The following is a 14,416-nucleotide window of genomic DNA, read 5'->3' as shown; positions in this document are numbered from 1 at the left end:
ATGGGAATTCAGTCGTTTGAGAAGCAGGTACAATACCAGACGTTGGTAAATGGAGAATGGAAAGACAGTAGTACTGGTCGATGGATTAGTATCGTGTCTCCATCGACTCAACAAACGGTGGGTGAGATTCCTGCTATGACAGCAGAGGAAGCCGAAGCAGCAATTCAAGGGGCGGTGAAGGGCCAGAAGAAATGGGCGGACTTCCCTGTTCATGAACGAGGAAGAATTCTTTTGGCGTGGGCGGATCGATTAGTTGAGAATGTTGAGCCCATTGCAGAGATGATCATGAAGGAAGTAGGGAAGAAAAAATCGGCTGCGCGAGACGAGGTAATCCGTACAGCGGACTTAATTCGATACAATGTGGAAGAAGGGAAGAGACTGCACGGGGAAATGATGAAAGGAGATTCGTTTTACGGGGGGAATGCCAAGAAAATGGCTGTGATTGAAAAGGAGCCTCTCGGTGTTGTGTTGGCGATTTCTCCCTTTAACTATCCGGTTAATTTATCAGCAGCTAAAATTGCACCTGCTCTTATTTGCGGTAACGCCGTCGTGCTGAAGCCAGCCACGCAAGGAGCGATAAGTGCGTTGATGATGGTTGAAGCTTTACATCAAGTGGGTCTTCCAGAAGGGGTTTTGAATGTTGTTACCGGAAAAGGATCAGAGATTGGAGACTATCTTGTTACGCATCGCTCCATCGACTTCATCTCGTTTACGGGGGGAACACAAACCGGAACAGATATCGCAAAAAAGGCGAAGATGATCCCACTTGTTCTCGAGCTTGGCGGGAAAGATCCTGCGATTGTGCTGGAGGACGCGGATCTTGATTTGGCTGCGAATCAGATCGTTAGCGGTGCATTCTCCTATTCTGGTCAGCGTTGTACGGCAATTAAGAGAGTGCTGGTGATGGACCAGGTGGCGGATGAGCTTGTATTGAAAATCAAGGAAAAGGTGTCCCAACTGAGCGTGGGTCTTCCTGAAGACAATGCTGATATTACTCCTTTGATCGATTCGGCTTCTGCCGATTTTGTACATGGGCTAATTTTGGATGCGTTGTGGAAGGGTGCCAAGTTAGTGATCGGAAATCAGCGTGAAGGTAATTTAATAGCTCCTTCCGTACTCGATGGAGTAACGAAGGAAATGCGTGTGGCGTGGGAAGAGCCGTTCGGACCGGTATTGCCGATCATTCGGGTGCACAGCGAAGAGGAAGCAGTAGAGTTGGCCAATGAATCGGAGTATGGCTTGCAGGCAAGTATTTTCACGAAAAACCTGGATAAGGCCTTCCTCTTGGCTGCCAAGCTTGAGGTGGGAAGCGTCCAGCTCAATGGCAGAACGGAGCGCGGACCGGATCATTTTCCATTCTTAGGAGTGAAAAACTCAGGGATGGGCGTACAGGGGGTTCGCCGAAGTATTGAATCGATGACGAGAGATAAAGTGGTCGTGTTAAATCTTTAATGAGAAGAGCCCTATTCTTTTACCAAGAGTGGGGCTCTTTGTTTGCTAGAAATCAAGAAATTGGTAGAATATAAGGTAGTGCAAAATAGAGGAGGTTTTAGAACATGACTATGGAATTGGCGCAAGTGGCGCCGGACTTTACCCTGCCTGCGAGTAATGGAGAAAACGTGACACTGTGCGATTTTAAAGGAAAAAACGTAGTCCTTTACTTTTATCCAAAGGATATGACCCCTGGCTGCACTACGGAAGCTTGTGACTTTCGCGACGATTATGAAGCCTTTCAATCTTTAGATACTATCGTAATCGGGGTAAGTCCGGATCCGATTACTCAGCATCAAAAGTTTATTGCCAAGCATAACCTAAACTTTATCCTCCTTGCTGATGAAAATCACGAGGTGGCTGAGACCTATGGCGTTTGGAAGCTTAAGAAAAACTATGGCAAGGAATATATGGGCATTGAAAGAACGACATTTGTGATAGATCAGGAAGGGAAAATAGCGAAAGTCTTTCCAAAAGTAAAGGTAAAGGGTCATGTGCAAGAGGTTTTGGCATTTATTAAAGACAACCTTCAATGAAGCTTAAGCCACTGAAGCTGTATAGTTCATTTAACTTTTTTCAAGATACTCAAGTACTCTTTCCAAGGCCCTACGTCCATTTGGTATCTCAGGGCCATAACTCTTACGATCTGGGCGATATGCGTTAAATCATGAACAACCCAAGTGGAAAGCAGCTCTCTTAGCTTCACTACGCCTAGTGCGGGGTGTGAGCCGGTTAATTCAAGATGCAGATCAGGGTTGACAAGATGCTTCAGCCTCGCGATACTTTGGAGTCTAATGATTCTAAATTCGTGCAAGCTTTGTTCGATGGATTTTTCCATCTGATTGTTTAAGTGTGAAAAGCGGTCAAATGGGGGGAAGGTTCGGCTTTCTCCCTCTACTAAAAGAAATTCTACCCTCGGGATCCAATTGGTTTTTTCCCCTTCAATGAGGTGTTTGATCACCTCAAAGACGTTCCACGTTCCCTCACCTTCGTTCGTTTGAAGCCAACTATTCGATAAACCGCTCAAAAAGTATTCTAATGTTTGGGGGGTACGTTCCAGCACCTCGATGGCTTCTTTCATTTGAAAGTTCAATCTAGACTCCCCTTTCCTACAAAAGTCCAAAGTTTGTTTATATTTATTTCTATGTTTGTTGTTCATCATTAAGATTCTCATGACAAAAAACGACATAATATCTTCTGAGGATGTAGTAATATAGTAATATATTGCACCTATATTGAAAAAAAGGGAGTCATTTATTATGCTCGAAGCCACAACTGCTAAATTTGATTTTGTCCCCGAAGAAGGCAAGGAGAAAAGCCCCTTTTACATCCTTGCAGGGGTTTTGTCGCTACTCTTAGGATTAACACTTGACTTGTATGTTTTTCCAGAAAACATGTTAACTTTAGCCTATATACCTTGCATGATTATGACTGGATTAATTTTTCGACACGCGATCACTATTTTCATCCTCTCTGGGGCTGTTATCATTTCACTTCTGGTTCATTCTACAACTGAAGTCTGGACTATTGAATTATTCCTGCTGAGGTGGTTTATTTATTTTTTCTTAGCGATTGTTATACGGGTGTTGGTAGTGAATTTTCAGAAGGAAAGAGAGCATATTGTTAATCTTACTTCTACCTTGGCGGAAGCGTTAGATGCAAGAGACAAATATACCTCTTTTCATTCTCAAAATGTCGCAACGTATTCAAGAAAGATTGCAAAAGAAATGGGGCTGTCCAACAAGCAATGTCAACATATCTATATAGGGGGGTTGCTCCATGATATAGGAAAAATTGGTGTACCTGAGCAGATTTTAAATAAACCCTCCCGTTTAACGAAGGAAGAGTTTCAAGTTATCAAGAAACATCCTGAAATCGGCTATAAAATGTTAAGCTATATACCGTTTTTCAAGAACAACAGTATATTGGACATGGTGCGGTATCATCACGAACACTATGATGGAAAAGGATATCCACTCGGTCTAGTAGGTGATGAAATTCCTTTGGTTGCCCGGATCATGGCGCTTGCAGACGCTTTTGATGCGATGACTTCAAGAAGGGCTTATCGTGAAGATATAGACTTGGAATATGCTGTTGCCGAAATTAAAAGGAATAAAGGATCCCAGTTTGACCCGGAGGTTACAGATGTTTTCTTAGAGCTAATTAAAGAAGGTAAAATAAAGATAGTAGGTTCAAAGAGGGATTGAGTTTTCTCCAAAAATGATTTCCGGTAATGTGGTAAATACTGATAAGGTAACCCGAAACCAACCGGAAAGTGAGGGACAAATATGAAGGAAGTGACAAAGGTCTTCTGGATCTCACTTGCAATTTCTTTAGGATTTGTTCTCTGGGGAGTGATTACCCCTGAGCACCTTGGTCGAGTGATGAACGTATGGCAACAATTTTTCTTGGTAAACTTTGGATGGTATTATCAGATTGTCGCTACTTTCTTTCTCCTCTTTGCTCTGTTTCTGATCTTTAGTCCCTATGGGAAAATTAAACTAGGCAAGGATGACGACAAGCCAGAGTTTAATCGCGCTTCTTGGTTTGCAATGCTCTTTAGTGCTGGAATGGGGATTGGGCTACTTTTCTTTGGAGTCTCGGAACCGATCTCTCATTTTTCTAGTCCACCTCTAGGCGAAGCGGCGACGAGCGATGCTGCCAACATTGCCATGAGATACACTTATCTGCATTGGGGTTTTCACGCGTGGGCGATCTATGCAACGATTGCACTTGCGCTTGCTTACTACAAGTTTCGCAAGGGACTCCCAGGGCTGATGAGCGCCGCTCTCTATCCAGTTCTCGGGGAGAGGGCTAAAGGTCCTATCGGGATCTTCATCGATATAGTAGCCGTATTTGCCACGATTTTTGGGGTAGCCGCTTCCCTTGGCTTAGGAGCAACTCAAATCAATGGGGGATTGAATTATGTTTTTGGTATCCCGAATACGTTTACGGTTCAACTGGTGATCATTTCGGTCGTGACGATCCTATTCCTGCTTTCGGCAGGTACCGGAATTAACAAAGGAATCAAGTATCTCAGTAATACCAATATGGTTCTTGCTGTTGTCCTGTTTTTTGTATTCCTTTTTATGGGGCCGACTGTTTTCTTGTTGAACCTGTTTGTATCCACTTTTGGATCGTATTTGCAAAATCTCCCGAGTATGGGACTTCGCCTGGCCCCTTTTAATGAAGAAAGAGCCGCATGGGTGCAAGGGTGGACGATATTCTATTGGGCTTGGTGGATTGCCTGGGCCCCTTTTGTAGGAACCTTTATTGCTCGCGTCTCCAAAGGAAGGACGGTTCGGGAATTTGTCATTGCTGTTTTGGTGATTCCAACCGTTGTCTGTTCTCTATGGTTTGCGGTGTTTGGCGGGACGGGTATTCATATGGAGTATTTTGGAGGACTTCCTGTTTCGGCTCAATCTCTTGAAACGGCGTTGTTCTACGTGTATCAGCATCTTCCTTTAACCATGGTGTTGATTGTGTTGACATTGTTCTTGATTTCCACTTTCTTCATTACCTCAGCAGACTCAGCAACTTTTGTATTGGGCATGCAAACCACTAACGGTAGTCTTAATCCGCCTACCTTCGTCAAGCTTGTGTGGGGCATCATTCTATCGGCTTCCGCTGTGGTTCTGATGGTATCCGGAGGACTTAGCGCGATGCAGACTGCGATCATTGTGAGCGCATTTCCCTTATCGTTTGTACTCGTACTGATTGCCATTTCTATGCTGAGATCGTTTAAAGGAGAGGTAGCGAGCAAGAAGAAGAAAGAAGATAAGGAGCGGAAGGAATTTAGGCTTTGGAAAGAGAAAGTGAAAGGAAAATAAGTAGGTCTTAGCCCAGCTACGTAATGGTAGCTGGGCTTTTTTGTGGGTCGTCGACAAAATTCGGGGAGTGACAGGCACTCTCTGCCCAGCATAGAGTGTTGAAGAGAGATTTTTTTGAACACCTTTAGCTTTTTTATTTCGATAGGTTGGTGAAGCCAATGTACTCACAGGTTGTAGCTTCTGCAAGAGGGGATGTAAATGGCGATCGAATTCCCGATTATGTCTATTTATCAGGAATAAAGACGGCAGATAGCCCGTTTACACAAAACATCTCCCTTCACGTACAAGATGGGAAAACTGGCAGGACGATGAGTGTAGCGCTTCGTCCGAATGTAGGCTATGCGCCGTCGTTATTTTTAGGGGACTTTACGGGGAATCAGGTGAATGACATTTTAGTTAGTATTGCTACGGGAGGAAGCGGGGCTATCATGAATCACTTTATTTATTCCTTCCTCAATAATGCTCCCCAGTTGTTGTTTCATTCCGATCGATATAACGAGCAATACAAGTACCGGGTAACCTATAAAGACTACTATAAAGTCGAGGTGGTAAGTGAGCGGAATAATAATATGTTCATGATCGACATCTCGACAAGGGATGCCGATTATTTAAACGAAATCTATGATACCAACGGGAAGTTAATTTCTCCTATTCAAGGCTTTGTCAACCCACTAAGTGGGCTCTATCCTGTGGACTTCGACTCGAATGGAGTTTATGAGCTGCTTGCTTATCAGAAGATAGCGGGAAGATATAATGCGGATTCGTTAGGCTATGTACTAAACACGTTAAAATGGCAAGGCAATCACTTTGGGTTGGATAATCAACAAGTGGCAATTTGGGGAAGTTGATAGCCCTCTAGCGAGGATAGAGCCAGGACATCGATCCTGGCTCATTACTTTAAGTATTTCGATGTCGATGTTACAAAAACAAAGCGAAGCTGGGATAACAATAAACGACCAAACAAGTAACCAAACGGCAGCCCTAACCGTCTAATGAAGTAAGATTAAACGGAGGTGTCGGATGAAACGGGTCGTTCTTTTCATTTTCCTTATCGTAATGATTCAATCAGGTTGCTCTAACCATTCAAATCCACTCGAGATCGGAGAAGCAAGTCCCCCTTTTACGATTATGAAGTCTGGATCAGACGGTAGGGACGTACCCTATGGGCTTCGAGGAGTGGAAGGGAAGCTTGCGATCGTGGATGCTCCCGTTAGGGAGGGTGCCGATAATAAGCAACTCCTTCATTTATGGGGCGACTCAGCGGAAAAAACAGAGCAATTATTTGATAGACCGGTAACTGTAGTCGGGACGAGTCAAGAGGGCAAGACGATTACCGCTTTTGAAGGGGTGGTTGGTTTTCCCAACGAAGACATCATCAAGCCTCCTCATTTCTATGCGGAATCGGTAGGCTACTTGACGTTACCTTCAACAGGTACATGGAAGCTGGATGCGTACATTGATGAAGTGTGGTTCGGCAGTATCGTCGTGGAGGTCCAACCGGGTGAATAAGTAAAGGTTACGTCAAGGGTGCTGGTAGAGCGTATAACAATGTATAGATCCTAGTGGGACTTTTGTGCTTTAATAGAAGTAAGGAAAATGTTAAAGATTGGATGTGTTAAGATGCTTACTTCGTTTTGGCTAACCCTTTACCAGGTGTTTTTGCCCCTGTCCTTTCCTGTCATAGGAGGTGCCCTGCTGTATCGGTTCCATAAGTTGGATACTAAGGGCCTCGCTCTTCTAGCCCTCTACATTCTTAGTCCGGCCTTGATCTTTGACTCGATTTACAAGGCGGAGATCTCGGTCCACGATGTTTCTACGATTCTCTTTTTTTCCATTACCAATCTATTGGTTCTCTGGGGGATTGCTAGCTTTCTGGGTAGGGTATTTACGTTATCAGCCGCGGAAACGGCGGGCTTGACGATGGTTTCGACCTTTACGAACTGTGTGAATTATGGATTACCGTTGGTTCTGCTTGCCTTTGGAAAGAGTGGAATGCATGTGGCAGCCATCTATGTAATTGTACAAATAATAATCGTCAACACCATAGGGGTATATTTTGCTGCACGTTCTCAATTTACAATTAGGCAAGCGTTAATCAGTGTGTTTCGTATGCCCGCTATCTATGCGGCTATTCTAGCCTTCGGGTTCCGCAGCTTCCATCTAGACATTCCTTTAGCAGTAGAGAAAGGACTTCTGATGCTGTCAACCGCTTATGCTCCTGTTGTACTTGCCATTCTGGGGGTTCAAATGATGAGTGCAAGGCAGATGGAGATTGGGGAAACTTATCGAAAAGCGTTTAAGGCAGGAATCGGAATTCGTTTAATTGCGGCTCCAGTGATCGCTTACTTGATCTTGGTCGTTTTAGGAGCGAAGGGTGTGCTTTTTTCCGTTTTATTGCTGCTGGCCTCCATGCCCGCTGCTGTTAATGCGGTTATTCTAGCGGAAAGATTTAATGCTGCACCACAATTTGTTAGCAGGTGTGTATTATGGACGACGGTTTGTTCCTTCTTTGTGCTTCCTATTTTTTTGCGATTATTAAACTAAAAATTGAATAAATATTGACTATTTATTAAAATATTGCTATTATAAAAATGTCGACAATCGACTACAGGGTGGAACGCAGAAAAAAGGAGTGAGCTTGGATGCAGGTCCTCATTAAGAGAGTGGAAGACGGGAAAATTACCTTCCAACAAACCTCCAAAATTGCTATTGTGACGTTCAATCGTACGGCGTCCAGGAATGCACTGAAGGCAGACATGTGGAAGGAGCTTGCCTTGATCGGCAAGGAAATCAGTCAATCCAAGAAAATGAAAGTCGTGGTATTAAGAGGGGCGACGGGGCAGTTTACGGCAGGTTCCGATATCAAAGAATTTGCAGAAATGTCCCTTGAGGAGGCGAATGCGGCATTCCGCACAATGGAAGAGGCCATTTCCACATTTGAAAACCTTTCCATTCCGGTGATCGGAGCAATTGATGGTCCAGCCATGGGCGCAGGTTTTGTACTATCTCTTGCCTGTGATATGCGGGTGGGAACATCTCAAACCAAAATGGGCATCCCGGTAGGGCGGTTAGGCATTACGTTAGGTCCCTCTTTTATGAGGCGCATTGTCAGGGAGCTAGGTCCAAGCCGAGCCAAGGAACTGGTTTTTACGGGTAAGATTTATCAGGCGAAAGAGGCTTATCAGTTTGGGCTACTGAATCAGCTTGTTGAACCAGAGGAGCTGGACCGAACGGTCTTGAATCTAGCCCGAGTTATGATGCGTCAGTCTACCGCATCTCTGCAAGCTGTCAAAAAAGCGGTAGAAGTGTGTGAATTACGTCCGGATCTTCCCTGGAGTTATGTCGATCCCATTGATTTTCCAGAAGGATGTCGGGCTTTCTCAGAAAAGAGACAACCAAGATTTCAGTCCTAATAAATATAAAGAGATAAATAATAGAGTGGATTTAACCATTACTTCTTTGTAACTTATACTGTAAGCGGAAACATAACGTGCATAAGCAAGGTGAATATCTTTGGGGGTGTATTGGATTGGTCATTTATGGTGTAGCCTTGCTGGCAGGGTGTATGTTGGTTGGCGTTTTCTTAGGCGATCTGCTTGGCATGGTGGTAGGAGTGAATTCCAATGTCGGTGGCGTTGGTATTGCCATGCTGCTATTGGTCCTGCTTGTCGACTATTTAACCAAGAAAAAGAAATTAGCGATTAAATCACAGGAAGGGATTGCGTTTTGGAGTGCGATGTACATACCGATCGTCATTGCGATGACGGCAGGACAAAATGTGGTAGCTGCGGTTAAAGGAGGCCCACTAGCGATTTTGGCGGGTGTGATGGCTACCGTTGTGAGCTTTGCCCTCGTGCCCTTAGTCGCTAAGATTGGAATGAAGAAAGAAGATGCGGAGCAAGCAAGTGAATGGAAGGAGGCTAAACAGGCATGATGGAGACGTTAATAGGTATTTTGGAGAAAAACGGATTAGTTACCGCCTTTGTTGTGGTGGGGATCACGATGTATGTCTCCTATCTCATTTCTGACAAACTGACAAAAGGAAGAATACACGGTTCTGCAATCGCTATCATCCTTGGGTTGGTTCTAGCCTATCTAGGTGGGATTAGTACGGGAGGAAACAAAGGGCTGGCCGATCTACAGATGTTTTCCGGCATTGGATTAATGGGCGGCGGTATGCTGCGGGATTTGGCCATCGTATCTACGGCGTTCGGTGCAAGTTTCGATGAAGTGAAAAAAGCAGGAATCAGCGGAGTGATCTCTCTGTTCCTAGGTGTAATCGTATCCTTTGTCGTTGGTGTTTTGGTTGCATTGAGCTTCGGGTATACGGATGCAGTGAGCTTAACCACGATTGGTGCAGGAGCGGTTACCTATATTGTTGGACCTGTCACTGGGGCCGCTGTTGGGGCCAGCTCCGAGGTTATTGCTTTAAGTATTGCAGCTGGACTCGTCAAGTCGATTATCGTTATGGTGGGGACGCCCTTTGTCGCAAAATACATTGGATTAGACAACCCTCGCAGCGCGATTGTATTCGGTGGACTCATGGGGACGACCAGCGGAGTAGCTGGTGGGTTAGCAGCGACCGATCCCAAGCTGGTTCCTTATGGAGCCATGACGGCTACCTTTTACACAGGATTAGGCTGCCTGATGGTTCCCTCCGTTTTATTCTTGGCAACAAAAGTGTTCTTTAATTAATTTCTATAAAAGAGGAGAGGAAATAAAATGGAAAAAGCTTTAGCAGGTGTACGCGTATTGGATCTAACAAGGGTATTGGCTGGACCTTATGCCTCCATGATTCTAGGTGATCTAGGGGCAGACATCGTAAAAATTGAAAATACTCAAGGCGGAGATGATTCGAGAAGCTTTGGCCCTTTTGTAAACGGTGAAAGTGTATACTTCATTTCGTTGAACCGCAATAAGAAAAGCTTGTCGTTAAATTTAAAGAGTGAAGAGGGAAAAGCGATTTTTCTCCAGCTTGTTAAAGAAGCCGACATCGTCCTTGAAAATTTCCGTCCAGGTACGATGGAAAAGCTCGGCCTTGGCTATGAAGAGCTGGAAAAAGTGAACCCGGGCCTTGTTTACGCTGCCACCTCAGGCTTTGGCCATACCGGACCATATAGCCAAAAAGCGGCCTATGACCTTATCGTTCAAGGAATGGGTGGAATTATGAGCTTAACGGGAGAGCCTGAAGGCCCGCCAACTCGAGTAGGGGCATCCGTGGGGGATATCACGTCCGGTTTATTTACTACTATTGGGATTCTTGCCGCCTTGAATAAACGAAAGGAAACCGGTCTTGGTCAAAAGGTAGATGTCTCGATGCTCGATTGCCAAGTGGCCATCTTGGAGAATGCGATCGCTCGCTATGCGGTCTCCGGCTCATCACCTAAGCCAACAGGAAATCGCCATCCGTCCATCACTCCGTTTTCTGTCTTTAAAGCAACGGATGGTTACGTGGTCGTAGCAGCGGGAAATGATACACTCTGGCAAAAATGGTGCTACACCGTTGGACGTGAGGATTTAGCCCAAGACCCACGCTTCAAAACAAACGGCAACCGCACCGATAACTGGGATGCGCTCGAGCCCCTTATGAGTGAAGTCATGAGCCAAAAAGGAGTCGAAGATTGGCTAACCATCCTCGAAGAAGCAGGGATTCCGGCCAGTCCGATCAACGATGTAGCCAAAGTAGTGGAGCATCCGCAAGTCGTAGCAAGAGATATGATCGTCCACCAGGAACATCCAGTAGCGGGATCCATTATGATGCCAGGCATCCCGATTAAGCTATCTAAAAATCCGGGTTCCATTGACACACCAGCACCTACACTAGGGGAGCATAATGAAGCTATTTTAAAAGGCTTAGGGTATACAGAGGAGGATTTGATTCGTTTAGAGGAAGCAGGAGTTATCGTGGGGAATGCAGTTTTAAATAAATAGTCGACAATCGACAAATATTGAAGTTGTGGGACAGGGGCTTTCCGAGGTTGGGAGCCCCTGTTTTTTTGTGTGGGAGGCGGGGAGAGGAAAACACCTGTTACCCTGTTAAATAAGGGATAAGCGATGTTACACAGGCGGGATTAATTCCCGCTTGGATGTTACTAGAGCGTGGCCCCATGGGTGGTGAGTTCCGCGTATGAGCAAATTCGCCGGGTATTTCTGTAGAGGGGTGAGTGAATCATAGAGCGTCAATGATGCTTTGATTTTGGCTGTGATGGGTTTTGAATGGTTTTGATGCCCCCATACATCTTGTATGGGGGCACTATTCTGGAGACCGCAAATTTTCATGGCCCCATAATCGACATTCCACATCAATAACGACGGTCCTTAAAGTAACTCCACTACATGTTAAACTTCTTCGTCATCTTTCGTAGCTCGTCGGAGATTTCTGCAAGCATGGTAACGGAATGGTTCATTTCCTCCATTAAGGCCAGCTGCTCTTCGGCGGAGGCGGAAACCTCTTGGCAGCTAGACGAGGTTTCTTTGGAAACCTGGGACATGGTGGCTACAGAAGATGTAATTTGCTCGGCACCGGCTGCGAGTTGTTGGGCAGTTCCGGATACTTCTTCTACTTTTTGTTGCATGGAACCCATGGAAGATAGAATTCGTTGGAAGCTTTGTTCTGTTGTATTGACGACAACAAGGCCAGATTCTACTTCTTTTTTCACGTGACCCATGGCTTCAAAGGAGCGCTGCGTATCTCGTTGAATTTGTTCGATCAGTTTTGTGATCTGTTGAGCCGAAAGGGCAGATTGTTCGGCTAGTTTTCGTACTTCATCTGCCACCACAGCAAAGCCTCTTCCTTGATCCCCGGCTCTGGCCGCTTCAATTGCGGCATTCAAGGCGAGTAGGTTGGTTTGGCTTGAGATGCCCGTGATGACTTCTGCCATTTGGTTGATTTCTTTAGAACGTTCGATCAGTAAGTTAACAGCTTCACTGGACTCTTGTACTGAATCATGAATGGAACGAATTTGCGTAACGGTTTGCCGAACGTATTGCTCGCCTTGGGCAGCTTGGCTGGTGGTATCCTGCACCGCATCGGCAACCTCTAAGGAATTCTCGGCAATGCGCTGAATGCCGTTATTCATGGCATGCAAGGACTGCGAACTTTCCTCTACGTCCATCATTTGAGATTCGGCACCGCTCGCGACTTGCTGGATGGCCAGCGTGATGGATGCCGTGGCTTGTGTGGTCTGCTTACTGCTTTCTGAAAGGGTCTGAGAGGAAAAGGATAATTTATCTACTGTATCCTGGACCCCACCAATCACAGATCGAAGAGAAATAATCATGGCATTAAAGCTACGGCTCAAATGCGCAAATTCATCTCGACCTCGTACCTCTACCTCTTGGCTTAGATCCCCTTGACTGATTTCATCTGCGACCCGCACCAATTGAAGAAGAGGCCGATTAATAGAGACAATAATAAGGTAAACAAGGAGAGCGCCCGCCAGGATAGAAATGGCGATGACGACCACCGTTCTTTCAAATATCGTCTGGGCCGCTTGCTCAATTTCAGAAGCGTACATGGTTCCCGCGAGCTTCCAGCCTGTTTTCTCATTGGTTACGAAGGTCATGATTTTGCTTCGATCTTCATGCAAATAATGGAATTCACCTGATTGATCCTGCAGGACTTGGCTTGTCCAACTCTCGTCTGCTTGTGACCCGATTTCTTCTGTAGGGTGAACAAGGTAGACGCCATTCCTATCCATTAGGATCGGGTAGCCTTCACTTCCAACCTTAACTTGCTCGACCGTATCGGCTAACTTATTTAAATTCAAGTCAATGCCTATGACTCCCGAGCCATCCGCGAGCGCTTGTGAGATCGTAATGACGAAATCACCCGTTGCTGCATCTAAGTAAGGATCCGTAATAATTCCTTGTCCTTTCTTCGCTAATGCCTCTTGATACCATGGGCGCTTTCTTGGATCGAAGTCTGCCGGCAAAGAATCCTCGGGAGACATTAGCATCAGCCCGGTATCTGTACCTACGTATGTAAAAAGAACTTCCGGATGTTGAGCCGCATACATATCAAGCCGCTCTCTCACCAACGGGCTTTCGAGGCCATCATAGTGAGTCGAGTGGATCGCTTGGGAAAAATATGCCGCGTCAACTAGCTTGGCATCAATCGTGTTGTTGATGAGTGAATCTAGGATTTTGATGCTTTCGTTGGCTCCTGATAGAAGTTCTCGTTCTAAGCTAGACTTCGCGCTTAGGTAAGAAAGGCTCCCGATAGCTAGACTTGGAAGCAGCAGGATAAGAGCAAACGAAAAAATTAATTTGTACTTAATCTTCATGATAACCCCCTGGATATATATATCTTTTTATAGCAAGTACAACTTATTTTAAAACTTTTACGTAAGAAAATCACTGCAAAAAAGTTAATCCATTATTTTTTGGCTTCTCCACTTTATCTCTGCCGTCAATACGCCGAGCAAGACTAGGCTAGGTAGAACCTCCTAAAATAACCACTTTATTACCGGATGTAGATTTTGAACAAATCTATGAGGATGAGGCTCATCTAGTAAACGGGAAGGTGACAGGGGTGCGAGCCGATCATCAGACATTGAACCAACCAATTATTTCCAAGGTAATGTTTAAAAATGCTTCGTTCATTCATGTAGGCTTGACTAAAGGGGACCTGACGGATGTAATTTTTGAGAATTGTAACCTTTCTAATGCGAGGTTGACCGAAGGGGTTGTAAATCGAGTTGTGTTTAAAGATTGCAAGTTAGTTGGCCTAGATTTTTCAGGTGCCTTCTTGGGGAATGTTTCTTTTGAGAAGTGCGAATTGAATTTAAGTAATTTTACAGACGCCAAATTGAAGCAGGTACGGTTTGATCAATCGTCGATAAGAAGTGCCAATTTCTACGACTGTAAGCTCAACAAGGTGGCTTTTGAGAGCTGCGACTTAGACGATGTGGATTTTAAACAGACTTTATTGAAAGGGATAGATATTAGTACCTGCAGATTTAATCAGCTGAATGTGTCCATCGACCATCTCGCTGGATGCGTAGTTTCTTCAGAACAAGCCATTGAGTTTTCTAAGCTATTAGGGTTAAAGGTTAGAGATTAATAGGCAAAAGGACACGGATTCCGCCCGTGTC

General features: G+C 45.0%; 14 protein-coding genes. 12 read left to right on the top strand and 2 right to left on the bottom strand.

Features of this window, described 5'->3' with window-relative positions; genetic code table 11:
- Positions 1-1,452 carry an NADP-dependent glyceraldehyde-3-phosphate dehydrogenase gene (locus EIZ58_RS23185; protein ID WP_134703322.1) on the top strand — a complete coding sequence of 484 codons (1,452 nt, stop codon included), beginning with the start codon at positions 1-3 and terminating at the stop codon, positions 1,450-1,452.
- Between the two features lie 104 nt (positions 1,453-1,556).
- Positions 1,557-2,027 carry a thioredoxin-dependent thiol peroxidase gene (gene bcp, locus EIZ58_RS23180; protein ID WP_134703321.1) on the top strand — a complete coding sequence of 157 codons (471 nt, stop codon included), beginning with the start codon at positions 1,557-1,559 and terminating at the stop codon, positions 2,025-2,027.
- A 26-nt stretch (positions 2,028-2,053) separates the two neighbouring features.
- On the opposite strand, the gene EIZ58_RS23175 is transcribed toward bcp, so the two are convergent.
- On the bottom strand, positions 2,054-2,584 hold the full coding sequence (locus tag EIZ58_RS23175; protein WP_134703320.1) for a DinB family protein: 531 nt from the start codon (positions 2,582-2,584) through the stop codon (positions 2,054-2,056).
- Between the two features lie 166 nt (positions 2,585-2,750).
- Here EIZ58_RS23175 and EIZ58_RS23170 point away from each other — a divergent pair, with 166 nt between their 5' ends.
- The 9 genes from EIZ58_RS23170 to EIZ58_RS23130 all read left to right on the top strand — a co-directional run bounded on the left by EIZ58_RS23170 (position 2,751) and on the right by EIZ58_RS23130 (position 11,252).
- Positions 2,751-3,698, top strand: a complete 948-nt coding sequence (locus tag EIZ58_RS23170; RefSeq protein ID WP_134703319.1) for an HD-GYP domain-containing protein — start codon at positions 2,751-2,753, stop codon at positions 3,696-3,698.
- 81 nt (positions 3,699-3,779) lie between these two features.
- Entirely contained in the window at positions 3,780-5,321 is a 1,542-nt protein-coding gene (locus EIZ58_RS23165; RefSeq protein WP_134703318.1) for a glycine betaine uptake BCCT transporter, read from the top strand.
- 158 nt (positions 5,322-5,479) lie between these two features.
- Entirely contained in the window at positions 5,480-6,169 is a 690-nt protein-coding gene (locus EIZ58_RS23160; protein ID WP_134703317.1) for a VCBS repeat-containing protein, read from the top strand.
- Between the two features lie 172 nt (positions 6,170-6,341).
- The gene (locus EIZ58_RS23155) at positions 6,342-6,830 is read left to right on the top strand and encodes a hypothetical protein (RefSeq protein ID WP_134703316.1); all 489 of its coding nucleotides are present in this window, start codon (positions 6,342-6,344) and stop codon (positions 6,828-6,830) included.
- Positions 6,831-6,941: 111 nt separating this feature from the next.
- Positions 6,942-7,865, top strand: a complete 924-nt coding sequence (locus EIZ58_RS23150) for an AEC family transporter (RefSeq protein WP_134703639.1) — start codon at positions 6,942-6,944, stop codon at positions 7,863-7,865.
- A 98-nt stretch (positions 7,866-7,963) separates the two neighbouring features.
- The gene (locus EIZ58_RS23145; RefSeq protein ID WP_134703315.1) at positions 7,964-8,734 is read left to right on the top strand and encodes an enoyl-CoA hydratase/isomerase family protein; all 771 of its coding nucleotides are present in this window, start codon (positions 7,964-7,966) and stop codon (positions 8,732-8,734) included.
- Between the two features lie 116 nt (positions 8,735-8,850).
- Positions 8,851-9,255: a malonate transporter subunit MadL gene (gene madL, locus EIZ58_RS23140; RefSeq protein WP_134703638.1), complete on the top strand. Its 405-nt coding sequence runs from the start codon at positions 8,851-8,853 to the stop codon at positions 9,253-9,255.
- Positions 9,252-10,016 carry a malonate transporter subunit MadM gene (gene madM / locus EIZ58_RS23135; protein WP_134703314.1) on the top strand — a complete coding sequence of 255 codons (765 nt, stop codon included), beginning with the start codon at positions 9,252-9,254 and terminating at the stop codon, positions 10,014-10,016. Before madL ends, madM begins: the two co-directional genes overlap by 4 nt.
- Positions 10,017-10,043: 27 nt before the next feature.
- The gene (locus EIZ58_RS23130; RefSeq protein WP_134703312.1) at positions 10,044-11,252 is read left to right on the top strand and encodes a CaiB/BaiF CoA transferase family protein; all 1,209 of its coding nucleotides are present in this window, start codon (positions 10,044-10,046) and stop codon (positions 11,250-11,252) included.
- A gap of 401 nt (positions 11,253-11,653) precedes the next feature.
- Here EIZ58_RS23130 and EIZ58_RS23125 read toward each other — a convergent pair whose 3' ends face one another.
- Entirely contained in the window at positions 11,654-13,606 is a 1,953-nt protein-coding gene (locus EIZ58_RS23125; protein WP_134703311.1) for a methyl-accepting chemotaxis protein, read from the bottom strand.
- Positions 13,607-13,845: 239 nt separating this feature from the next.
- On the opposite strand from EIZ58_RS23125, the gene EIZ58_RS23120 reads away from it, so the two are divergent.
- On the top strand, positions 13,846-14,385 hold the full coding sequence (locus EIZ58_RS23120; protein ID WP_240689340.1) for a pentapeptide repeat-containing protein: 540 nt from the start codon (positions 13,846-13,848) through the stop codon (positions 14,383-14,385).
- Positions 14,386-14,416 lie beyond the last annotated feature (31 nt).

The organism is Ammoniphilus sp. YIM 78166 (genome assembly GCF_004522215.1).
Classification (GTDB): Bacteria; Bacillota; Bacilli; order Aneurinibacillales; family RAOX-1; genus YIM-78166.
This window is presented reverse-complemented; position numbering and strand designations above follow the sequence as displayed.